Below are 22,741 nucleotides of genomic sequence, written 5' to 3' on the forward strand. Positions count from 1 at the left end.
GCGCGACGACGGCCCCGGGCTCGGCGAGCACGCGGCGGGGGTGCACGAGCCCGTGCTCGAGCGCGGCGACGAGGAGAGCGCGTGGTGAGCGACGGGTTCGGGCTCGGGCCCGCGCTGCTGTTCTGCCCCGGCGACCGCCCCGACCGGTTCGCCAAGGCCGCGGACCGCGCGGACGCCGTGATCCTCGACCTCGAGGACGCCGTCGCCCCGCACGCCAAGGACGCCGCGCGGCGTGCCGTCGTCGAGGCGTCCGCGACGCTCGACCCGGGGCGCACGGTCGTGCGCGTGAACCCCGTCGGGACGCCCGAGCACGCGCTCGACGTGGCGGCGCTCGCGGACACGCGCCTGCGCACGGTCATGGTCGCCAAGGCCGGGCCGGAGCTGCTCGCGTCGCTTGGCGCGCTCGCGACGACGCTCCCCGGGGTGCGGGTGCTCGCGCTGTGCGAGACGGCGGACGGCGTCGTCGCGGCGCCGGAGCTCGCCCGGAGGCCCGAGGTCGTCGCGCTGATGTGGGGCGCGGAGGACCTCGTCGCCTCCCTCGGGGGGACGTCGAGCCGCCGCCCCGACGGCACGTACCGCGACGTCGCGCGGCACGCCCGCGCCGCGGTGCTGCTCGCGGCCGGTGCGGCGGGGAAGGTCGCGGTCGACGCGGTGCACCTCGACGTGGGCGACCTCGACGGGCTGCGCGCCGAGGCCGAGGACGCCGCCGCGTCGGGGTTCGCCGCGACGGCGTGCATCCACCCGAGCCACGTCCCCGTGATCCGCGCCGCCTACGCCCCGACGCCGGAGCAGGTGACGGCCGCGCGCGCCCTGCTCGACGCGGCGGCCGCCAACCCCGGCGGCCCCGACGCGGTCTTCACGCACGACGGCCGGATGGTCGACGGCCCTGTGCTGCGGCACGCCGAGGCGGTCCTGCGCCGGGCGGGCACCTGACCGGTCGCACGATGGGGACCGGTCCCCATGCCAGGTCGGTGCGGCGCGCCGGGGGCGCCGCATAGCCTCTCCCCGTGACCGACGCGAACGCCCAGGACCCGCAGCACCAGCACTGGACCGAGGGCTTCCCGCACCTCGCCGACCGGGCCGCGACCCTGCTCGGCGTCGACGTCGCGACGGTCGCGCGCCACAACAAGGTCGTCCCGGGCGGCTTCCACGTGTGGACCCCGGGCCGCGGCGGCGCGCAGGCGATCGTCGGGTTCGACGGGTCGGCGTACGTGCGCGAGTCGTGCTTCACGCAGGCCCAGCTGGTCCAGGCGTTCCACGCCGGTCACCGGAACGACGCGAACGCCGCGACCCTCCCGGTCAACCACGCCGCGTCCGCGGTGGCCTCGATGGTCGGGATCCTGCGCGGTGGCCAGGCACAGCCCGCGACGCCCAGCGGCCCGAGCGAGGCGGAGCTCGCCGAGCTCGTCGGCAGCGGCTTCGAGCCGACGACCCCGGACGAGATCGCCGAGCGGCTGCGCGCCCGCGGCAAGGGCGCGTTCGTCGTCGTCGGCGTCGACCGTGCGCACGGCCCGGGCCACTGGTACGTCGCCTTCTTCGACGGCGAGGACGTGCTCGCGCTCGACCCGATCGCCAACGGGCGCACCGCGTGGCCGCCGCCCGCCGCGGACGCGGTGCGCTGGTGGGCGGACGGCAAGCCGACGACGACGCCCGCGCGCGTCGTGCTCGACGTCCGGTCGGTCACGGGTCGCCGCGTGTGGACGGAGACGGCGCCATTCCTCGCCCCGACGGCGCAGTCGTTCCTCGACTGGGTCGCGACCCTCCCCGCGGAGAAGGTCGTCCAGGGCTACCAGGTCTGGCACGGCTTCTGGTGGGTCGTGCTGGCGGAGTCCGGCGACGACCTGCGCGTCGCGGCCACGGACCTCACGAAGGACGGGATCTCGACGCTCACGTGGGACGTGGACCCGATGCTCGACACGTATCGGCAGCAGCGCGAGATGGTCGCCTTCTGCAAGGTCGGCTCGAAGAGCACGCGCTTCACGGAGACCGTGCTCGTCTATAACGACGTGTACGACGCCCCGGAGATGTACGTCGAGCGCACCCGGCCGGCGGGCGACGGCGCGTCGGGGTGGGTCGTGAAGTCGATCGCCGCGCAGCCCCGCGGCGGGCTCCTCCCCGTGCCGGCGCACGAGCTGTACCGCCGGGCGCCGCACCTCGTGCGGTACCTCTCGCTCCCCGAGGGCTTCCGGGCGGTGTGGGCGAAGAACCGGACGAACCAGATCTGGGACCCGGACGGCGAGCTGGTCTGGGACGCCGACGCGCGGGACGCGGCCCAGTCGGCGCAGGCGGCGCAGTTGGTGGAGCAGGGGTCGACGGCGACCCCCTCCGCCCCGGCGGACGGGGGCGCGGCGAGCGACGCCTCGGCGAGCGACGCCCCGGCGAGCGCGGCCGCGGCTGCGGCGTCGGGCACGACCCGCCCGCGCGGCAGCGTCGCGTACGAGGCGGCGCGCGACGTGCTCGAGGACCGTGCCGTGAGCCGCGAGCGGGTCCTGGCCGCCGCGCACGGGCTGCGCGACGCGTTCGTCCGCAACGAGCACGTGATCGGCCTGCTGCCGGGCGACGCGGAGCAGGTGCTCGTCGACACGTACCGCCGGGCCGACGCGGGCGGGGCGGACGCGGTGTCGCGCGAGGCGGCGACGTCCTGGGTGCGCGAGTCGTACTTCTGCCGCCTGCCGCTCGCCGCGGAGGCCGCCGAGCGGGTCGACCGGCTCGCCGAGGACGACCCCGACGGCGGCGCGCACGTGCTGCGCGGGTGGATGCGGTACAACGGCTACGGGTTCGCCCAGGACGCCGTGGCGGCCGTCGCCGACCACGAGGAGGCGGCGCGGCGGGGGAACGCCGACGCGCTCTTCGAGCTGTCCGTCCTCACCGCGACCGGCCAGGGCACGCCGGTGGACGAGGCGCGCTCGCGCGCGTTCCTCGAGCAGGCCGCCGAGGCGGGCCACCCCCGTGCGCTCTACAACCTGGCGGCGGAGCACGCGACGGGCCGCGGTCGTCCGCGGGACTCTGCGCGGGCCCTGGAGCTCTACCTCGCGGCGGGGGACCAGGGCAACGGCCGCGCGGCGTTCACGGCCGGCGTCATGATGCTCACGGGGGACGGTTCCCTGCCCGACCCGGCCCGCGCGGGCAGTGCGTTCGCGCTCGCCGAGGACCTCGGGTTCGACGTGCGCGACGCCGCCGCGCAGTTCCCCCCGCGGCTCGCCGAGCAGGTCGTCGAGGCGCTCGCCGCGGGCTGACCGGACAAAATACGCTCACAGCCCGTTCCGCTTGCGGGCCCGGGCATCGTATGGTCACTCGCGTGAACGTCTACGTCGCCCTGTCCCGCAGCCGTACGGTCCTCTCCCGGACCATCGCGCTGGCGACGCGCGACGAGTTCACGCACTCCTCCCTCGCGCTCGACCCGGGGCTCGACCTCATGTTCAGCTTCGGGCGCCGCCGCGCCGGGAACCCGTTCGTCGGGTGCTTCCGGCGCGAGCGGTTCGACGACGGCCTGTACCGCGGCATGGACGTCGTGCCCGGGGTCGTGCTCGAGATTCCCGTGACGCCCGAGCAGCACGAGGCGATCCGCGTGCGGATCACCGAGTTCCTGCTGGACTCGCACACGTTCTCGTACAACGTGCGCGGTCTCGTCGGAGCCCGCTTCGGCCGGGGCCACGAGGCCGAGGACCGGTTCTTCTGCTCCGAGTTCGTCTATCACGTGCTGCACGGCGCCGGGGTGTGCGACCTCGGCGTCGAGCGCTGGCAGGTGCGCCCCCAGACACTGCTCGACCTGCCGGGCCGCGTCGTCTTCCGGGGCGACCTCAAGGACTACGTCGCGGCCCACGGAACGCTCGCGACGCTGCCGTCCCTGACGTTCAGCCACGCTCGCGAGCGCGTGCTCGGCTGAGCACTGACGCTCCGGGCCCTCAGGTGCTGTCGGCCCCGGCCGCGAGGTGGGCGCTGACCCGCTCCAGGAGCCTGAAGAGCTCCGTGCGCTCGTCGGGGGAGAGTGGCGCCATGACCTGGTCGTTGACCTCGCCGAGGATCGCGTCGAGCTCGTCGAGGCGTCGCTCGCCCGCGGCGGTGATCGACACGACGTTGCGGCGCTTGTCGGCGGCGTCCGGTGCGCGGCGGACCCAGCCCCCGTCGGTGAGCTCGTTGAGCACCGAGACCAGGTCGCTGCGGTAGACCCGCGTGCGGTCCGACAGGGTCGACTGGCTGGCGGGGCCGAGCTCCGCGAGCGCGGCGAGCACGACGAAGTGGTCCTTGTGCGCGCCGACGGCCCGCAGGGCGTCGCCGGCGACACGGCGGGTCTGGGCCGCGGTCATGCCCACGAGGCGGGAGAGCTGTCCCCTGAGCCGCGCCGGTGTCTCGTCGCCGCGGTCGAAGCGGAGGTCGTCCTCGGTGTCCACGGCCCGATCGTACCCCTTGCGTTAGTCGAACTAACGATCTAGATTCCGTGAGGGAAGCAAACGTTAGTTGCTCTCACGATCTGAGGAGAAGACATGACCACGACCGAGCGCACGACCACGACCGAGGCGATCGTCCGGGAGCTCGTCGACCGCGCCGAGCTGGCCGACCTCGTCGCCCGGCACAGCCTGTGGATCGACGAGCGCCGGTACGACGAGACCGACCGGCTCTTCACCGACGACGTCGTCGTCAGCTCGCTGCGCGGCGAGGCGCGGGGCCTCGACGCGCTCGTCGCGCTCGTGCGACGCGGCCACGACGGCTACGCCCGCACCCTGCACCACAAGGGGAACCTCGTCGTCGAGATCGACGGCGACTCCGCGACCGTGCGCGCGCACGACCTCGCCGTGTTCGTGGTCGACGACGCGACCGAGTCGATCGCCGCCGCGGTCCACCGCTACGGCGCGCGACGCACCGAGGACGGCTGGCGGATCGACCGCCTGGAGATCACGCCCGTCGCGCTGACGGGCGCGCTGGAGCGGGCGCTCTAGGCAGCCGGGGCGGTCCGGAGCGCCACGCGAGCGCGTGGCACGCGCCGCCCCGGGGTCGGGGACGTCGGTCGGTCAGCCGACGCGCAGCGCTGCCACGATGTCCTCGACCCGCTGCTTCGCGTCGCCGAAGAGCATGCCGGTGTTCTCGCGGAAGAACAGCGGGTTCTGCACGCCCGCGTAGCCGGCCGCCATCGAGCGCTTGAAGACGACGACCTGACCGGCCTCCCACACGTGCAGCACGGGCATGCCCGCGATGGGGGAGCCGGGGTCGTCGAGCGCGGCGGGGTTGACGGTGTCGTTCGCGCCGATGACGAGCACGACGTCGGTCTGCGCCAGGTCGTCGTTGATCTCGTCCATCTCCAGCACGATGTCGTACGGCACGCGCGCCTCGGCGAGCAGGACGTTCATGTGCCCGGGCAGGCGGCCCGCGACCGGGTGCACCCCGAAGCGGACCTCCGCGCCGCCGTCGCGCAGGAGCTCCACGAGCTCCGCGACGGGGTACTGCGCCTTGGCGACCGCCATGCCGTAGCCGGGCGTGATGACGACGCTCCGGGCGTCGCGCAGGAGGGCCGCGACCTCGTCGGCGCGCACCTCGCGGTGCTCGCCCTGCGGGCCCTCGCCGCCCCCGGCGGGCGCCGCCCCCTCCTCGGCCCCGAACCCGCCGAGGATGACGGACACGAACGACCGGTTCATGGCCTTGCACATGATGTAGCTGAGGATCGCACCGGAGGACCCGACGAGCGCGCCGGTGACGATGAGCAGGTCGTTGCCGAGCATGAAGCCCGCCGCGGCGGCGGCCCAGCCGGAGTACGAGTTGAGCATCGACACGACGACGGGCATGTCGCCGCCGCCGATCGACGCGACGAGGTGCCAGCCCAGCGCGAGCGACACGATCGTGAGCAGGAGCAGGGGCCAGATCGACGGCGCGACGACGAACCACACCACGAGCCCGACGCTCACGGCGAGCGCCGCGAGGTTGAGCAGGTTGCGGCCGGGGAGCTGGAGCGGCGCCGAGCGCGTGCGCCCGGACAGCTTGAGGAACGCGACGACCGAACCCGTGAAGGTCACCGCGCCCACGAGCACGCCGAGGGACACCTCGACGAGGTGCGCGACGTCGTCGGCCCCGGCGGCGTGGGCGGTCAGGTAGGAGTTGAAGCCGACGAGCACGGCCGCGGCCCCGACGAAGCTGTGCAGGATCGCGATGAGCTCCGGCATCTGGGTCATCTCGACGCGGCGCGCACGCCACGTCCCGACCGCCGCGCCCACGAGCAGCACGAGCGCGATGAGCAGCGCGGTGACGAGCACGGGGCGGGCGCTCGTGCCGAGCGCGAGGACGATCGTCGCGGCGAGCGCGAGGACCATGCCGACCATGCCGAGCAGGTTGCCGCGGCGTGCGGACTCCTGCTTCGAGAGCCCCGCGAGGCTGAGCACGAACAGGACGGCGGCGAGGACGTAGACCGCCTGGGCGACGGACGTCGCGGTCATCGGGCCACCCCCTGCGCACGCGCCGGGGCGTCCTTGCGGAACATGCGGATCATGCGGTTCGCCACGAGGAAGCCACCGAAGATGTTGATGCTCGCGACGATCGCGGCGAGCAGCGCGAGGGTCGTGACGACCCAGTCGTCCGAGCCGATCTGCAGGAGCGCGCCGACGAGGATGATGCCGGAGATCGCGTTGGTCTGGGCCATGAGCGGCGTGTGCAGCGAGTGGGTGACGTTCGAGATCACGTAGTACCCGACGATCACCGCGAGCGTGAACACCGTGACGTGCCCGACGAGCGACGGCGGCGCGAACGACAGCGCGAGCGTCACGAGCACCGCGGCGAGTGCGGCGCCCACGGTCCGACGACGCCGACGCAGGCTCGCGGCCGAGGCCGCCTCCGTGGCGGCCCGCTCGCGGTCCGCAGCCTCCCGGGCCGGGTCGGGTGGTGGCGGCGGCACGGTCGACCCGGGGGCGGGCGCGGCGCTCACCGCGACGGGCGGCGGCGGCCACAGGACCTCGCCGTCGCGCGCGACGGTCATGCCGCGCTGCACCGGGTCGTCGAGGTCGAGCGCGAGCTCGCCGTCCTTGCCCGGCGTGAGCAGCTCGAGCAGGTGCACGACGTTCGTCCCGAGGAGCTGCGACGTGTGCTGGGGCAGGCGTCCCGCGAGGTCGGTCCAGCCGACGACCACGACGCCGTTCTCCGTCACGACGCGCTCGCCGGGCACCGTGAGCGCACAGTTGCCGCCGCCCGAGGCCGCGAGGTCCACGACGACGCTCCCGGGACGCATCCCCGTCACCGCCTCGGCCGTGAGCGTCCGCGGCGCCCGGCCGCGCACGAGCGCCGTCGTGACGACGACGTCGGCCTCGGCGGCCTCGCGCGCGTACACGGCGAGGGCCGCCGCCTCCTGCTCGGACGTGAGCGGCTTGGCGTAGCCGTCGGCGGACATGCCCTGCTGCGCCGCGGGCTCGCGGACGGCCGTGCCGCCCATGGACTCGATCTGCTCGGCCGCCTCGGACCGCACGTCGAACGCGCGGACCTGTGCTCCCAGGCTCGCTGCCGCGCCGACCGCGGCGAGCCCGGCGACGCCGCCGCCGATGACGAAGACCTTCGCGGGCGGCGTCTTGCCCGCGGCCGTGACCTGCCCGGCGAACATGCCGCCGTACTCGCCCGCCGCCTCCACGACGGCGCGGTACCCCGCGACGTTCGACAGCGTGCTCAGCACGTCGAGCGCCTGCGCGCGCGAGATGCGCGGCACGGCGTCGAGCGCGAGCGCGGTGACGCCGTGCGCCGCGAGGCGCTGCACGAGGTCGGGGTCGTTCGCGGGACCGAGCATCGCGACGAGCGTCGCGCCCGGACGCAGGAGCGCCACCTGGGCGTCGGTGGGCGCGTTCACCGCCGTGACGACGTCGGCGCCCCACGCGGTCGCGGCATCCACGACCGCGGCGCCCGCCGCCTCGTACGCGGCGTCGGAGAACGTGGCCCCCGCGCCGGCGTCGTGCTCGACGACCACGTCGTACCCGAGCGCCCGCAGGCGCTCGACCGTGCGCGGGGTCGCGGCGACGAGCCGCTCCCCGTCCCTCACCTCGCGGGGGACACCGATCCTCACGTGCGGGCTCCTCACCTCGTCGAGCATCGTGGGCGCCCGCGCGACCGGAGACGGCGGGTGCGCGGCGAGCCTATCGGGGGCCGCCCTCGTCGTCCCGGGCCGAACGTCCCCGAGCGGACGAGCCTCGACCCCGTGGGCGCTCGTCGCGCCGCGACGACCAGCGGGGAGTTCTCACCATCGCCCGAGGTGGCGCCCCGGGCGCCGGGTCCGCGAGGATCGGGGCGCCATCCGCTCCGACCCCAGGGGGAACCATGCGCCGCAGCACCACCCGTACCGCCGTCCTCGCGCCCGTCGTCGCGCTCTGCGCCCTCGCTCTCGCCGCGTGCTCCGTCAACGCGAACCTCACCGTGCCGGCCTCGAAGATCGCGCAGGACGCCGAGGGTGCGCTCGCCGAGATCGGCGAGGCGGACGTCGACTGCGGCGAGGAGGACGTCGACCTCGTGAACGGCGAGGTCGTCGAGTGCGAGCTCACCGACCCGGCGTCCGGGAACGTCTACGACACGACCGTCACGCTGTCCGACGTCGACGGGACGAAGTACCACGTGGACGTCCAGGTCGCCGAGACCCCGCAGGGCTGACGGAGGCTACAGGTCGCCCTTCTTCTGCAGGTACCGCATCGCGACCCACCCGATGGGGATGCGCGCCCAGTACGTCGCGACGCGGAAGAGGAGCGTGGCGGACGTGGCGAGCGCGACCGGGACCCCGGCGGCCGTGAGGCCGGCGGTGAGCGCGAGCTCGATGGTGCCCAGGCCGCCCGGCGTCGGGACGGCCGCCCCGGCGGCGTTGCCCACCAGGTAGATCACGGCGACGTCGACCAGGTCGAGCTCCTGCCCGAAGGCGGCGAGCGCCGCGTCGAACGCGAGCACGTAGCCGAGCGTCATGACGATGTTGCCGGCGAACCCGATGGCGAGACGCCCGGGCTGGCCCAGCATCTCCGACAGGCGGGGCCACACCTGCTGGACGGTCGGCCGGATCTTGGCGAGCGCCCAGGTGCGCACGGCCGGGACGAGCAACGTCGCGAGGACGGCCAGTGCGACGCCGCCGATCGCCAGGAGGACCGTGGTCGAGGGAAGCTGGACGAGGCCGCCCTCCCCGGTGAAGACCGACAGGACCACCAGGATGAGGATCGTCACGACGAACTGCGACACCTGGACGAGCGCGACGGTCGCGACGGCCATGGGCGTCGAGATGCCACGTCGGGTCAGGAGACGCAGGTTGAGCGCCGCCGGGCCGATGCCGGCGGGCGCGGCGAGCGCGACGTAGGAGCCGGCCGCCTGGGTCAGGTTCACGCGCCAGAACGGCAGCCGCTTCGGCGAGAACGCCGTGAGCGTGAGCGCGGCGCCGACCCACGTGAGGATGCCGAGGACGAACGACAGCACCGCCAGCCACGGGTTCGCCTCGGTGACCGCCTCGGCGATCTGCTCGAAGTTGAACGAGGTGACGAGGGCCGTCACGGCGGCGATCACGAGCGCGATGGTGAGCACCGTCCGTGCGCCGAACCGCGTGATGCGCTGGGGCTCGACGTCCGCCTCCGGGAGCCGCTCCACCAGCGCGGCGCGCAGCTCCTTGAGGAGCTCCTTGTTCTGCCGGATCTCCTCGCGCGTGCTCGGGGGGAGCGCGACCGACTGGAGCAGAGGTCCGATGGCGGCGATGTCGTCGTCGGGCAGGACGCTCGCGGCGGACTCGACGGCGCGGCTCGCCCCGACGCGCAGCGCGAGGAGCGCGACCATCTGGGCGAGGTCCATGCGTCGTGCGAGCTCGGACGACGCGATGTCGCCCTGCTCCCACCCGGTGAGCCACACCTGCGGGGCGCCGGTCGCGGGCTCGTGCGAGACGAGCATGACGTCGGAGGTCAGCGCACGGTGCGCGATGCCCGCGGCGTGCGCGAGCCGGAGCTGGCGCCACGCCTCGTTGAGCACCGAGCCGGTGAGGCCCTCGACGGGCAGGTCACGCAACGAGACGGCGCCCGTCGCGTGCTCCTGGACCAGGACCATGGAGTCGTCCGACTCGGCGACGCCGAGCAGCCGCGGGGTGCGGACGCCCGCCGCCCGCGCGGCGTAGGACAGGAGGGCCGCGCGCTCGGCCGCGGCGCGCAGCGAGATGGCCGCGCGGCCCTCGCTGCCGCGCAGCCGCAGCGACCGCCAGAACCGGGCGAGGAAGCCGACGACCTGCCGGTCGCCGTCGAGCACGACGACGTCACGACGGACGTCGTCCTCGGCGAGCATCGCGTAGACGCGGTTGTCTCCCGCGCGGGTCAGCGCGATGGCGGCCGAGTCGGACGGCGCGTCCTGCGACTCGGCAACAGGGGAGGCGCCGACCGTGCGGTCCGGCGAGGCGCCCTCGGTGGCGTGCGCGGCCCCGAGGTGCCGCGCCGCGAGGGCGGCGTCCGCGGTGAGGACGGTCCCGGCGTCGTCGGCGGCGCCGGGCGCACGCAGCACGCCGACGTGCACCTCGGCCGTGATGCGGCCCTCGGCGTCGACCTCGGTGATGGGGTCGTCCGCCGCCTCGGCGAGCTCCTCGTCGTCCGTGACGTCGCGGACCCGCACGAGGGCGGTCGGGGAGAAGCCTGCGCGCCGGACCCCGGCCACCAGGTCGGGACCGTACGCGCGCTCGCTGCGCACGCCCGAGACGTAGCGCACGGCGAGCCCGGCGATGCGGCCCAGCAGGAGCGTGATGATGATGCCCGGCAGCGAGACCTGGCCGGTGATGAGCACGACGCCGATCGCGACGAACAGGAGGTTCCACGACCACTTGACCGTGCGCCGTCGGGTCCGCGTCCCCGCCGCCGTGAGCAGTCCGCCGATCGCGGCGACGTAGAGGTAGTCCGGGATGGTGAGCTGCCACGACCCGTCGATGAACGCGGAGAGCCCGCGGATCAGGTCGTCCGAGCCCCAGGTGCGCAGCGCGAGCACGACGAGGACGCCGAGGAGCAGGCCGAGCGCGGCGGCGACGATGGACTCGACGACCTGCCGACCGAGGCGGCGGAGGCCGAGCTCGACCAGCACCGCGAGCGGGACGAAGAGCGTGATGAGCCCTTCGAGCACGGTCACCGGGAGGAAGAGGACCCGGGCGAGCACGTCGGAGAAGTTCTGCACGTCCTCCGCGACGCCCTCGGTCGTCCCGTGGGCGTACACCGACATGAGCATGACGAGCGCGACGCCGACCGCGCACAGCACGAGGTTGACGAGGTCGATCGGGTGCCGGACGCGCTGCTCGGCCGTGTCGACGACGCGGACGGTCCCCTCGTCGTCGTGACCCCGACGTGCGAGGAGCGCCTCGAGCGCGCCGGTCTGGGGGCGGGGGTCCGCCTGCCCGGGCCGCGCGAGAGAGCCGACCTCGACGACCGCGCCGACGTGGGGAGCGTCGCGCTCGGTCGGCTCGGGGGCGGGGGAGGCCATGCGAGCGAGTCTAGGTCGGGGGCCCTGAGCAGGCGCGGTATTTGGCCGATTCCTCCGGGTGATTCGCCCCGTTCGCCCGCATGCTGGACGGCTCGTGACCCCCGCTCGACGGGCGGGTGTGAGCAAGGCCTCCCTAGCATGGGCAGAGCGACGGACCCGGGAGGTCGGCATGGCACGTGGCACGACGACGGAGCGCGGCGCCGCGGACGGCCCCGACCGCCCAGGCGGCCCTGCGACGCCCGACGCGAACGGCCAGGAGCGCAACCCCTTCCGCAAGGTGTGGTGGCTGCCCGTGGTGCGGGGGACCCTCCTCGTCGTCCTCGGCCTCCTCCTCATGATCGAGCCGTTGGAGCAGCTCGGGACGCTGCGGGTCGTGCTCGGCGCGTTCCTCGTGGCCGACGGCGTGCTGGTCGCCGTGCAGGGGTTCGTGCACCGCAAGCAGGTGGGGTCGGCGTGGTGGCTCGCGCAGGCGGGGGTCAACGTCGTCTTCGGCGTCGTCGTGGCGCTGTGGCCCGACCTCACCGCGACCGCGCTCTACTACGTGCTCGCGGTGTGGGTGCTCGTGCTCGGCATCACGACGATCGCCGGGGCGGCCGCGCTCGTCCGCAACCGCGACCTGGGCTGGGCGTGGATGCTCGCCGTCGGGATCGTCTCGGTGCTGTTCGGGGTCCTGCTCGTCACGAGGCCGCTCGACTCCTTCGACGTGCTGCGGCTCGTCGCGGTGGTGTTCGCGCTCTACGCGTTCGTGTCCGGCGCGATCCACGTGGTGTCGGGCTTCGCCGTCCGCGCGGTCGCGCGCGAGCTCGCGGACCTGCGCGCGCAGGCCGTCGCCGCCGGCGTCGTCGTGACGGGTGGGTCCGTGCTGGGCGCTCCCGCCGCCCACCCGGGCGTCGCACCGCCGTCGGCCGTCGGCGCCGCGTCCGCGGGTTCCCCGGCCGCGCCCGGCCCGGCCGCGCCCGACGAGCCCGCGCCCGTCGAGCCCGCGCCCGACCCCGCCTCACGCGCTCCTTCCCCGGACGCACCGCCCCCCGGCGGGCCGGGAGCGGACGAGGTGGAGGGTCGCGGGCGTCTCTGACCCCACCGCGAGGCCGCGCTGGCCGTCCGGGGGCCGGTGCACCGTCGGGTGCGCCGTCCGCCAGGGCCGGTCGTCCCGAAAAGGGGCGGACTCTACACCCGCGGCGCAGACGCCGCGGGTGTGTCTCACGTCACGACGGTTGCCCGGGGCTCAGGGTTACGACCGGGTAACAACGCTGGCGTTCTGTCCGGGTTTCTGCAGATCCTGACACGTACGCGACACGGCGCTGTGCTAGAAATCACGGCACTCCGCCGACAGGTCGGGGTCCTGGTGCGTGCAAGGTCGCGCCACCGGTGTCTCGCACCCCGAGAAACCCGAGAAAGAGGTAGACACATGACAGCGGTGTCCAAGAAGCGGCTCCTCGCCGCGGCCGCCGGCATCACGGCGGTGACGCTGACCCTGACCGCGTGCGGCGGGGGCTCGAACGGTGGTGAGGGCGACGGCGACGGCGGTGGCTCGTCGAGCGGTTCGCTCGTCATCGGCACGACCGACAAGGTCACGGTGCTCGACCCGGCCGGCTCGTACGACAACGGCTCGTTCGCCGTGATGAACCAGGTCTTCCCGTTCCTCCTGAACACCCCGTACGGCAGCCCCGACGTCGAGCCCGACATCGCGGAGTCGGCCGAGTTCACCTCGCCGACCGAGTACACGGTCAAGCTCAAGCCGGGCCTCAAGTGGGCCAACGGCAACGACCTCACGTCGTCCGACGTGAAGTTCACGTTCGACCGCCAGGTCGCGATCAACGACCCCAACGGGCCGGCGTCGCTGCTCTACAACCTCGACAGCGTCGAGGCGCCCGACGACACGACCGTCGTCTTCCACCTCAAGAGCGAGAACGACCAGCTCTTCCCGCAGATCCTGTCCAGCCCGGCCGGCCCGATCGTCGACGAGGACGTGTTCGCGGCCGACGCGCTCACCTCCGACCAGGACATCGTCGACGGCAAGGCGTTCGCCGGGCAGTACACGATCACGGGCTACAAGTTCAACGAGCTCGTCTCCTACGAGGCGTACGACGGCTACCAGGGTCTGCTCGGCCCGGCGAAGACCGACAAGGTCGCGGTGAAGTACTTCGCCGAGGCGTCGAACATGAAGCTCGAGATCCAGCAGGGCAAGATCGACGTCGCGTGGCGCAGCCTGTCCGCGACCGACATCGAGGACCTGCGCGGCAACGACGACGTCAAGGTCGTCGACGGTCCCGGCGGCGAGATCCGGTACATCACCTTCAACTTCGACACCCAGCCGTTCGGCGCCAAGACCCCCGAGGCGGACCCCGCCAAGGCGCTCGCCGTGCGCCAGGCCGCCGCCTCGCTCATCGACCGCGACGAGCTGTCCGAGCAGGTCTACAAGGGCACGTACACCCCGCTGTACTCCTACGTCCCCGCGGGCCTGACCGGCGCCGTCGAGCCGCTCAAGGAGATGTACGGCGACGGCGCGGGCAAGCCCGACGCCGCGAAGGCGGAGCAGCTCCTGGCCGACGCGGGCGTCGAGACACCCGTGACGCTCAACCTGCAGTACTCGAACGACCACTACGGCCCGTCGTCGGCCGACGAGTACGCGCTCATCAAGGACCAGCTCGAGAAGGACGGCCTCTTCACGGTCAACCTCCAGACCACCGAGTGGGTCACGTACGCCGAGGAGCGCACGTCCGACGTCTACCCGGCGTACCAGCTCGGCTGGTTCCCGGACTACTCCGACGCGGACAACTACCTCACGCCGTTCTTCCTCACGGAGAACTTCCTGGTGAACCACTACGCCAACCAGGAGGTCAACGACCTCATCCTCCAGCAGGCGGCGACGCCCGACGCCGACGAGCGCACCGCGCTCATCGAGGAGATCCAGAACAAGGTCGCGGCGGACCTGTCGACCCTCCCGTACCTCCAGGGTGCGCAGGTCGCGGTCGTCGGCACGGACGTGGAGGGGGCCGAGGACACGCTCGACCCGTCCTTCAAGTTCCGCTACGCGGCGCTGTCCAAGGGCTGACCCGCTCGCCCGGCCCTCCCCGCGCGACCCGCGGGGAGGGCCGGGCACCGCTCGTCCGGGACGGCGACCACGCCCACTCCCCGGGCACCTGAGGAAGAGACGACATGACGACCACCACCACCGACGCCGCGGTCGGCGAGGGCTCCGCCGCCGGCGGCCCCGGCCGCGAGGGGCCCGCGCGCACGCCGCGCACGACCCGCCGTCGCGGCGGCGGGCTCGGGAGCTACATCCTGGTCCGCGCGCTGCTCATCATCCCGACGGTCTTCATCCTCGTGACCACGGTCTTCGTGGTCATGCGGTCCACGGGCGACCCGATCACCGCCGCCCTCGGCGGCCGGCTCACGCCCGACCAGCTCGCCGAGCGCATCCACGAGGCCGGGTACGACCGTCCGGTGGTCGTGCAGTACCTCGAGTACCTCGGCGGCATCGTGCGCGGCGACTTCGGCACCACGATCAGCGACAACCGCCCCGTCACCGAGGTGCTCGTGACGTACGGCACCGCGACGCTCGAGCTCGCGGTCTACGCGCTGCTCGTCGCGTTCGTCGTCGGCATCCCGCTGGGCATGCTCGCGGGCTACCTGCGCGACCGCGTGCCCGACGCGATGCTGCGCGTCTCCGCGATCCTCGCCTACGCGACGCCCGTCTTCTTCGCCGGGCTCATGCTCAAGCTCGTCTTCTCCGTGTGGCTCGGCTGGCTCCCCGTCTCCGGGCGCGCGTCCACCGACGCCGAGATCGAGCTGCAGTTCCTCGACGACCCCACCGGCTTCTACCTGATCGACGCGATCCGCACAGGCGACCCGGCGATCGTCGGCGACGTGCTCCAGCACGCCGTCCTTCCGGCGCTCGCGCTCGGGCTGCTCACGGCCGGGGTGTTCCTGCGCCTCGTGCGCACCAACGTCATCGGGACGCTCTCCACCGACTACGTCGTCGCGGCGCGGTCGCGCGGCGTCCGCGAGTCCCGGCTCGTGCGGTCCCACGCGTGGCGTCCCGCGCTCATCCCCATCATCACCGTCATCGGGCTGCAGGTCGCGATGCTCCTCGCGGGCGCCGTGCTCACCGAGACGACGTTCGAGTGGAAGGGGCTGGGCTTCCAGCTCGCCGAGTACCTCCAGGCGCGCGACTTCGTCGCCGTGCAGGGGATCGTCGTGCTCATGGCCGTGATCGTCGCGGTGACGAACTTCCTCGTCGACATCATCGCGGCGCTCATCGACCCGAGGGTGAGGTACTGACATGGTCGCGGAGACCGTCGTCCCGGCTGGTCCCGGCACCGGGGGCCCCGCCCCCGCCGTCGTCCCCGAGCGCGGCCGCGTCGCGTGGTGGAAGCGGCTGCCCGTCGTGCACCAGCTCCGGCAGAGCGTGGGGCTGCAGCGCGGCATGCTCGTCACCGGCCTCGTCGTCACGGGCCTCTTCCTGCTCACCGCGGCGCTCGCGCCCGTGCTCGCCCCCTACGGGTACAGCCAGCTCCGCTCCGCGGACGGGCCGTTCGGCGCGCAGCAGCCGCCGTCGGCCGAGCACCTGCTCGGCACGACCGTGGGCGGGTACGACGTGCTGTCGCGTGTCATCTGGGGGGCCCAGACGGCGCTCCTCGTCATCGTCGTCGCGATCCTCGCCTCGATCGTCGTCGGGGTGCTGCTCGGGCTCGTGTCCGGGTACTTCGGCGGCTGGGCCGACCGTCTTCTGGTCGTGGTCTGCGACGCGATCTACGCGTTCCCGTCGCTGCTCCTCGCGATCCTCATGGCGATCGTCATCTCCGGCGGCCAGTCGAGCATGTGGGGCGGCATCCTCGCCGCGGCGCTGTCGATCACCGTGGTGTTCGTGCCGCAGTACTTCCGCGTCACGCGTGCGGAGGTCGTGCGGATCAAGGGCGAGGCGTTCGTCGACTCGGCGCGCGTGCTCGGCACGCCGCACCGGCGGATCATGTTCCGCCACGTCCTGCGGAACTCGACCCGCACGCTCCCGCTCATCGTCACGCTCAACGCGTCCGAGGCGATCCTCACGCTCGCGGGCCTCGGGTTCCTCGGGTTCGGCATCGAGCCGACGGCGGCCGCCGAGTGGGGCTACGACCTCAACAAGGCCGTGTCCGACGTGACGAGCGGCATCTGGTGGACCGCGCTCTTCCCCGGTCTCGCGATCGTGCTCGTGGTGCTCGGCATCACGCTCGTCGGCGAGAGCCTGAACGACCTCGCCGACCCCCGGCTACGCTCGCGCCGCGCGACCGCCGAGGTGTCGGGCGACGTCGCGGAGACGTCGGTCGTCCCGGGCGGCACGCTCACCGCCGGTCCCGGCGGCCTCGACGCGATCGAGGGCGTGGGCTCGCGCTCCGACGAGCTCGCCGAGGTCCCCGGCCGACCCGACCCCGACGCCGTCGGGCTCGACGGGCGGCCCGGCGGTACGCCGGACGGCGACGGCCCCGCGACAGGCCCCGCGACAGGCCCTGTGGACGGCCCGGCGGACGCACCCGACGACGAGACGGAGGACCGGCGATGAGCGCCGTGACCGAGACGACCCGCCGCCCCGACGGCGACGCCGCACGCCCCGTCGTGACGATCCGCGACCTCGCGGTCTCGTTCGCGACCGACGCCGGGGCCGTGCGCGCCGTCGACGGCGTGGACCTGGAGGTCGCGCCCGGCGAGGTGCTGGCCGTCGTCGGCGAGTCCGGCTCCGGCAAGACGGTGACCGCCAAGACGATCCTCGGCCTGCTGCCGTCGACCGCGACGGCGCGCGGCGCCGTCGTGCTGACGAACAAGGGCGGGACGGCCGAGCACGACGTCGTCACGCTGGGCGGGGAGCGCCTGCGCCAGGTCCGCGGGACCGACGTCGCGATGGTCTTCCAGGAGCCGTCCGCCGCGCTCAACCCCGTGTACACGGTCGGCTGGCAGATCATGGAGGGCATCCGCGCGCACGCCAAGGTGTCCCGGCGCGAGGCGCGCAGGCGCGCGGTCGACGTGCTCCGGCGCGTCGGCATCCCGGACCCGGAGACCCGGGTCGACCACTACCCGCACCAGTTCTCGGGCGGGCAGAAGCAGCGCGTCGTCATCGCCATGGCGCTCGTGCTCGACCCGGGGCTCATCGTCGCCGACGAGCCCACGACCGCGCTCGACGTCACCGTCCAGGCCGAGATCCTCGACCTCCTGCGCCGCTGCCGCGACGAGTTCGGCACCGCGATCGTGCTCATCACCCACAACATGGGCGTCGTCGCGGACCTCGCCGACCGCGTCGCGGTCATGTACCAGGGCAAGGTCGTCGAGCAGGCGCCCGCCCGCGAGCTCTTCGCGGCGCCCCGCGCGGAGTACACGAAGGCGCTGCTCGACTCCGTGCCGCGCGTCGGCGAGGGGACCGCGCGGGCCGAGGCCCGCGCGGCGGCCCGCGCCGCAGGTTGGGAGGACGCGGAGCCCGTGGTGGCCGCGCAGGGGCTGACCGTCACGTACCCGGGCCGGCTGCGCCGCCCGGGCTTCACCGCGGTCGACGACGTCTCCCTCACCGTGCGGCCCGGCGAGGTGCTCGGCCTCGTGGGCGAGTCCGGCTCCGGCAAGACGACCTTCGCACGCGCCGTGGCGGGACTCACCCCGGTGACGGGCGGTTCGCTGCGCGTGCTCGGCGTCGAGATGAACGGCGTCAAGGAGCGCGACCTGCGTCCCGTGCGCCCGCGCATCGGCTTCGTGTTCCAGGACCCGGCGACGAGCTTCAACCCGCTCCTCACCATCGCGGACTGCGTCGCGGAGCCGCTCGTCGTGCACGGGCGCGCGGACTCGCCCCAGGCGGCGCGCGGGCGCGTGGACGAGCTGCTCGAGGCGGTGCAGCTCCCGCGGTCGTACGGCGACCGGTTCCCCCACGAGCTCTCCGGCGGGCAGCGCCAGCGGGCGTCGCTCGCGCGGGCCCTCGCGCTCGACCCGGAGCTGCTCGTGGCCGACGAGCCGACGTCCGCGCTCGACGTCTCCGTCCAGGCGCGCGTGCTCGAGCTGTTCGCCGAGCTCCAGCGGGAGCTGGGCTTCGCGAGCCTGTTCGTGTCCCACGACCTCGCGGTCGTCGACCTGCTGTCCGACCGCATCGCCGTGCTCTACCGCGGGCGGCTGGTCGAGGAGGGCACGGGCGCCGAGGTGCTGGGCAACCCGCGCGAGGAGTACACCCAGCGGCTCCTCGCCTCGCTGCCCGTCCCCGACCCGGTGCTCCAGGCGGAGCGCCGCGAACAGCTCCGCGCTCTGCGCGGCGCCTGACCCGGTCCCGGCCCGGGCGCGGCAGGGTCGCGGCCGGGTCGGGACCGGGGGTGGCTGCCCCTAGCATGGTGACTCCCGTCCGTCGAGAACGAGGAGCACCGGTGGTCACTGCGTACGACATCCTGTTCGGCCTGACCCCGCAGGACGCGGTGGACGGATCGCCGGTCGGGACGGCGGACCTGCTGCCGCCGCCGGTCGCTCCCTGGGGCGAGGCCGCCTGGGGGTGGATCGGCGACGCTGGCCCGGGGATCGAGCCGCGGACGTGGCCGCGGAGCCCGAGCACCGGTCTGCCCATGCGGCACGCGCTCACGCTGCGGCTCCCGGCCGAGTACCAGCGCCGGGGCCCCGGGTTCCCGGGCGTGGCGTACTTCCTCGGTGAGGGGCAGTTCGCCGTCGAGCACGACGCGAGAGACCCGGAGGACCCGTTCGTGGCGGACCTGCGCGCGGCCCGGGAGCACCCGCAGGCGCTCGTGCTCAGCGACATCATCGGCCAGCGCTTCGCCCTGGTCTGGCTGACCGAGGAGGAGCTCGCCGCCGGCCCCACCGCCGCCCCGCCCGACACCCGCCGTCCGGGCGAGCACGTCGCGACGGACGAGGGGCAGAACGCGTGGGATGCGCCGCTCGGGACGCGTCGCGGCGAGGACATGACGGTCACCCGGTGGGCCTACCTCGTCCCGAGGGTCGACGACCCGAACGCGGGCGTCGCCCCGGGCCGGGAGGAGGACGGCTGGGTCTCGCCGTGGGACGAGGAGTGGACCGGGTTCGCGGAGGGGGAGAGCCCCTGGGCGGACGACCACCTCGGCGGGACGTCGGAGGCGATGGTCGACTCGCTCCAGGGAGACTTCACGCCGCACTACGTGGAGCTGTCCACGCCGACGTGGGGCGTCGACTACGGCAACCGCGAGACGCACCTGGTCGACCTGGAGACCGGAGCGTTCGGGATCGCCTGACCGCGGGTGGTGCGCCGTCCGTGGCCCGGGCCCCGGGCGCGGCGTCCCGGCCGCTAGCATCGTCCCCGCCGTCGACCCGAGGGGGACCCGCCCGTGAGCGCCTTGTTCATCATCGTGCCGCTGTTCCTCGGCGCCGCCGGCCTGTGGACGCTGTTCGGGGCGTTGCGCGGGCTGGCCGGCGTCCGCTCGCTGCAGCGGTCGGGGCAGACGACGTTCGGGCTCGTCGTCGCGGCGCACGTCCAGCACACGTCGCGCGGGAGCGGGTCCGACCGGGAGACGAGCTCGCGGGTCGTCGAGACGATCGAGTTCACGACGGCGGACGGCCGGCGGGTCCGCGCGGTGCCGGCCTTCTCCGACGTGGGCATGCTGGACCGGTCCGGGAGCGAGGTCCGGGTGATCTACGACCCGGCCGAGCCGACCCGCTTCGCGGCACCCACCGGGGACCGCCTCGGCGCGGGAGGGCAGGTCGGCCGGATCGTCTTCTCGCTCGTGTTCCTGGGGTTCGTCGCGTTCTTCGTCGTCATGTCGCAGTCGATCCTGCGCTTCTCCCCGTTCTGAGCGTCGCGAGAAGATCGGGGCTCGCCGCGAGGGGCTCGGCGCCGCGGTTCGGCGGTCAGGCGAGGCCGAGCGACTGCTTCCACTCGAGGGGGAGGAGCGCGTATCCGACGAACGCGACGACGTCGAGCAGCGTGTGCGCGATGACAAGCGGCATGACGCGGTGCCGGCCCCAGCGGGACGTGTAGAACCACGAGAAGACGACGCCCATGACGACGTTCCCGACGAACGGGCCGAACCCCTGGTACAGGTGGTACGAGCCGCGCAGCAGCGAGCTCCACACGACGAACTTCACGCGTCCCCAGCCGAGGTCGCGCGTGCGCTCGAACAGGTAGCCGACGGCGATGACCTCCTCGAGCAGCCCGTTCTGGAGGGCGGCGAGGATCAGCACGGGCACGGTCCACCACGCGGCGTTGAGCGCCGACGCCTGCACCTCGACCGTGATGCCGAGGAGACGCCCGAGCGCGTAGAAGCCGAGCCCGGGGATCCCGATCGCGGCGGCGAGCGCGAACCCCCACCCGACGTCCTGGAGCGGCCGCGACCCGTCGAGCCCGATCGCCCGGACGGCCGAGCGCCCGCGCGCGCTGAGCAGGTACAGCGCGAGCGCGACGGGCAGCACGGCGAAGAAGATGCCGACGAGCTGGTAGGTGAGGTCGAGGTAGGGGCGTGCGGACTGGCTGACGTTGAGGCTCGCAGACTGCTCGCCGAGCGGGGTCCCGGCAGTGAGGCGCGCGACGATGTTGATGATCGCGTAGACCGCCGACTTGCCGAGGCTCAGGCCGAGGACGATCCAGATCTCCGCGCCGATGCGCCGTCGCGTCGCACGGTCGGGGCGCGCGGGGGCGGCGGCTGTTGCGACCGGTGGGGCCGCCGAGCCGGGCACCGGCAGCGGCTCCGGCGCGGTCGCGGAGGTGGAGGTGGTCGGATCGGGCACCGTCCGGTTATAGCACCGGTCTCCGCGAGCAGCCTCGACGTCGCCTGGACGCCCGCTGTCCGCCGAGCACGAGCCTGCTCCACGCCGACCACGGGGCTCCTGTCGTTCTCGGCCCCAGGACGACAGCATCGTCGTGCTCGGCGGGTCAGGGGGTGGCGTTCCGCCGCCGGTCAGGCGCGGGGTGGGCGGCCCGGGCGGCGAGGCGGGCGGACGTCGCGGGGCAGGCGGCCCGCGTCGTCGAGCGCCCGGCGCAGCAGCATCTCGATCTGCGCGTTGACGCTGCGCAGGTCGTCGCCGGCCCAGCGGGCGAGCGCGTCGTGGACGGCGGGGTCGAGGCGCAGCAGCACGGACTTGCGCTGGGGACGCTGCGCCCGGCCCGTGCCCGACGCCGGCCGCTCACCCTCCGTGGGCGCGTCACCCTCCGGCACGACGCGCGGGTCGTCCGCGGGCACGCCGGAGCCCGACGACGGCTGCTCGCCGTCGCCGGGCACGTCCGGGCTGCGGGGGGTCACTGGTAGAGCGACCCCGTGTTGACGACGGGCGTCACGCGGCTGTCGCCGCACAGCACGACGAGCAGGTTGGAGACCATGGTCGCGCGGCGCTCGTCGTCGAGCGTGACGATGTCCTCGGCCTCGAGGCGCGAGAGCGCGTCCTCGACCATGGACACCGCGCCCTCGACGATGCGCGACCGGGCGGCGATGATCGCCCCGGCCTGCTGGCGCTGGAGCATCGCCTGGGCGATCTCGGGCGCGTAGGCGAGGTTGGAGATGCGGGCCTCGATGACCTCGACGCCGGCCACGACCACGCGCGCCGCGACCTCGGTGGCGATCTCCGCCGACACGACCTCGGTGGCCCCGCGCAGCGACTGCTCGCCGGCCTCGGCGTCGTCGTAGGGGTGCGACATCGCGACGTGGCGCAGCGCCGACTCCGCCTGGACGCGGACGAAGTCGGTGTAGTCCTCGACGGCGAAGCTCGCCTTCGCGGTGTCCGCGACCTGCCAGACGACGATCGCGGCGATGTTGATCGGGTTGCCGTCGGCGTCGTTGACCTTGAGCTCGCTCGTCTCGAAGTTGCGCACGCGGACCGACACGCGCTTGCGCGTCGAGAACGGCACGGTGGCGACGAGCCCGGTGCGCCGGATGGTCCCGAGGTACCGCCCGAAGAACTGGACGACGAGCGTCTGGCCGGGGTTGATGACCTTGACCATCGTGAGCAGGAAGAGGCCGATCAGGATCGCGACCACGCCGAGCACGGCGCCGACCGGGGTGGCGGTCGCGAACAGCGGGACCGACCCGCCGAGGAACGCGAGGACGAGCAGGATCACCAGGCCGCCGCCGCCCGCGCCGAGCGACCACGCGGGCTGCTCGGTGACGTCGACGCGCGTGCCGTCGTGGCCGACGGGCCGGCCGGTCGGCTCGCCGCCGACGGACTCCTGCGGGGGTGCTGCGCTCTCGGTCACGGGGCCCGTCCTCTCCTGCGGCCGGCGGCCGCGCATGTCGTGTATAGCAAAGTGATATCACAATAAGCGGGGTCATGACCATCCGTGGCCGTCCGGGGGTTGCGCGTCGTCCGGACGGCGTGGCAGGCTACAAACAGGTTTGCAGCGCAA

General features: G+C 73.8%; 19 protein-coding genes. 12 read left to right on the forward strand and 7 right to left on the reverse strand.

From position 1 onward, the window contains the following. Window positions 1–84: 84 nt before the first annotated feature. From ACN9MS_RS01685 to ACN9MS_RS01695, 3 genes are all read left to right on the forward strand, one after another. Complete coding sequence (locus ACN9MS_RS01685; protein ID WP_426310435.1) at window positions 85–933, forward strand: HpcH/HpaI aldolase/citrate lyase family protein; 849 nt, start codon at window positions 85–87, stop codon at window positions 931–933. Between the two features lie 74 nt (window positions 934–1,007). Further along, window positions 1,008–3,236 (forward strand): tetratricopeptide repeat protein, encoded by a 2,229-nt coding sequence (locus ACN9MS_RS01690; RefSeq protein WP_426310436.1) that lies wholly within the window; start codon window positions 1,008–1,010, stop codon window positions 3,234–3,236. 62 nt (window positions 3,237–3,298) lie between these two features. Then, the gene (locus tag ACN9MS_RS01695) at window positions 3,299–3,886 is read left to right on the forward strand and encodes a hypothetical protein (protein WP_426310437.1); all 588 of its coding nucleotides are present in this window, start codon (window positions 3,299–3,301) and stop codon (window positions 3,884–3,886) included. Between the two features lie 19 nt (window positions 3,887–3,905). Here the strand turns inward: ACN9MS_RS01695 and ACN9MS_RS01700 are convergent, their stop codons facing one another. Then, window positions 3,906–4,391, reverse strand: a complete 486-nt coding sequence (locus ACN9MS_RS01700; protein WP_426310438.1) for a MarR family winged helix-turn-helix transcriptional regulator — start codon at window positions 4,389–4,391, stop codon at window positions 3,906–3,908. Between the two features lie 93 nt (window positions 4,392–4,484). On the opposite strand from ACN9MS_RS01700, the gene ACN9MS_RS01705 reads away from it, so the two are divergent. Continuing rightward, window positions 4,485–4,937: a nuclear transport factor 2 family protein gene (locus ACN9MS_RS01705; protein ID WP_426310439.1), complete on the forward strand. Its 453-nt coding sequence runs from the start codon at window positions 4,485–4,487 to the stop codon at window positions 4,935–4,937. Window positions 4,938–5,009: 72 nt separating this feature from the next. On the opposite strand, the gene pntB is transcribed toward ACN9MS_RS01705, so the two are convergent. After that, on the reverse strand, window positions 5,010–6,422 hold the full coding sequence (gene pntB / locus ACN9MS_RS01710; protein ID WP_426310440.1) for a Re/Si-specific NAD(P)(+) transhydrogenase subunit beta: 1,413 nt from the start codon (window positions 6,420–6,422) through the stop codon (window positions 5,010–5,012). Further along, window positions 6,419–8,026, reverse strand: coding sequence for a Re/Si-specific NAD(P)(+) transhydrogenase subunit alpha (locus ACN9MS_RS01715; RefSeq protein WP_426310441.1), 1,608 nt, complete (start codon window positions 8,024–8,026; stop codon window positions 6,419–6,421). The genes pntB and ACN9MS_RS01715 overlap by 4 nt, the downstream gene beginning before the upstream one ends. A gap of 251 nt (window positions 8,027–8,277) precedes the next feature. On the opposite strand from ACN9MS_RS01715, the gene ACN9MS_RS01720 reads away from it, so the two are divergent. Further along, on the forward strand, window positions 8,278–8,604 hold the full coding sequence (locus tag ACN9MS_RS01720; protein WP_426310442.1) for a hypothetical protein: 327 nt from the start codon (window positions 8,278–8,280) through the stop codon (window positions 8,602–8,604). Between the two features lie 6 nt (window positions 8,605–8,610). Here the strand turns inward: ACN9MS_RS01720 and ACN9MS_RS01725 are convergent, their stop codons facing one another. Next, window positions 8,611–11,424 (reverse strand): flippase-like domain-containing protein, encoded by a 2,814-nt coding sequence (locus ACN9MS_RS01725; RefSeq protein WP_426310443.1) that lies wholly within the window; start codon window positions 11,422–11,424, stop codon window positions 8,611–8,613. Between the two features lie 169 nt (window positions 11,425–11,593). Here ACN9MS_RS01725 and ACN9MS_RS01730 point away from each other — a divergent pair, with 169 nt between their 5' ends. From ACN9MS_RS01730 to ACN9MS_RS01760, 7 genes are all read left to right on the forward strand, one after another. After that, window positions 11,594–12,499, forward strand: coding sequence for an HdeD family acid-resistance protein (locus tag ACN9MS_RS01730; protein ID WP_426310444.1), 906 nt, complete (start codon window positions 11,594–11,596; stop codon window positions 12,497–12,499). Window positions 12,500–12,832: 333 nt separating this feature from the next. After that, window positions 12,833–14,479: an ABC transporter substrate-binding protein gene (locus tag ACN9MS_RS01735; protein WP_426310445.1), complete on the forward strand. Its 1,647-nt coding sequence runs from the start codon at window positions 12,833–12,835 to the stop codon at window positions 14,477–14,479. A 104-nt stretch (window positions 14,480–14,583) separates the two neighbouring features. Beyond that, window positions 14,584–15,708, forward strand: a complete 1,125-nt coding sequence (locus tag ACN9MS_RS01740; RefSeq protein ID WP_426310446.1) for an ABC transporter permease — start codon at window positions 14,584–14,586, stop codon at window positions 15,706–15,708. Window positions 15,709–15,853: 145 nt separating this feature from the next. Further along, window positions 15,854–16,966 (forward strand): ABC transporter permease, encoded by a 1,113-nt coding sequence (locus ACN9MS_RS01745; protein WP_426311794.1) that lies wholly within the window; start codon window positions 15,854–15,856, stop codon window positions 16,964–16,966. After that, the gene (locus tag ACN9MS_RS01750; protein WP_426310447.1) at window positions 16,963–18,693 is read left to right on the forward strand and encodes a dipeptide ABC transporter ATP-binding protein; all 1,731 of its coding nucleotides are present in this window, start codon (window positions 16,963–16,965) and stop codon (window positions 18,691–18,693) included. Before ACN9MS_RS01745 ends, ACN9MS_RS01750 begins: the two co-directional genes overlap by 4 nt. 101 nt (window positions 18,694–18,794) lie before the next feature. Further along, window positions 18,795–19,643: a hypothetical protein gene (locus ACN9MS_RS01755; protein WP_426310448.1), complete on the forward strand. Its 849-nt coding sequence runs from the start codon at window positions 18,795–18,797 to the stop codon at window positions 19,641–19,643. A 93-nt stretch (window positions 19,644–19,736) separates the two neighbouring features. Beyond that, window positions 19,737–20,201, forward strand: coding sequence for a DUF3592 domain-containing protein (locus tag ACN9MS_RS01760; RefSeq protein WP_426310449.1), 465 nt, complete (start codon window positions 19,737–19,739; stop codon window positions 20,199–20,201). A 55-nt stretch (window positions 20,202–20,256) separates the two neighbouring features. On the opposite strand, the gene ACN9MS_RS01765 is transcribed toward ACN9MS_RS01760, so the two are convergent. From ACN9MS_RS01765 to ACN9MS_RS01775, 3 genes are all read right to left on the reverse strand, one after another. Then, window positions 20,257–21,081, reverse strand: coding sequence for a CPBP family intramembrane glutamic endopeptidase (locus ACN9MS_RS01765; protein ID WP_426311795.1), 825 nt, complete (start codon window positions 21,079–21,081; stop codon window positions 20,257–20,259). Window positions 21,082–21,302: 221 nt separating this feature from the next. Beyond that, window positions 21,303–21,644 carry a hypothetical protein gene (locus ACN9MS_RS01770; protein WP_426310450.1) on the reverse strand — a complete coding sequence of 114 codons (342 nt, stop codon included), beginning with the start codon at window positions 21,642–21,644 and terminating at the stop codon, window positions 21,303–21,305. Continuing rightward, window positions 21,641–22,591, reverse strand: coding sequence for an SPFH domain-containing protein (locus ACN9MS_RS01775; protein ID WP_426310451.1), 951 nt, complete (start codon window positions 22,589–22,591; stop codon window positions 21,641–21,643). The genes ACN9MS_RS01770 and ACN9MS_RS01775 overlap by 4 nt, the downstream gene beginning before the upstream one ends. Window positions 22,592–22,741: the final 150 nt, after the last annotated feature.

The organism is Cellulosimicrobium sp. E-16 (assembly GCF_049913115.1).
GTDB lineage: Bacteria > Actinomycetota > Actinomycetes > Actinomycetales > Cellulomonadaceae > Cellulosimicrobium.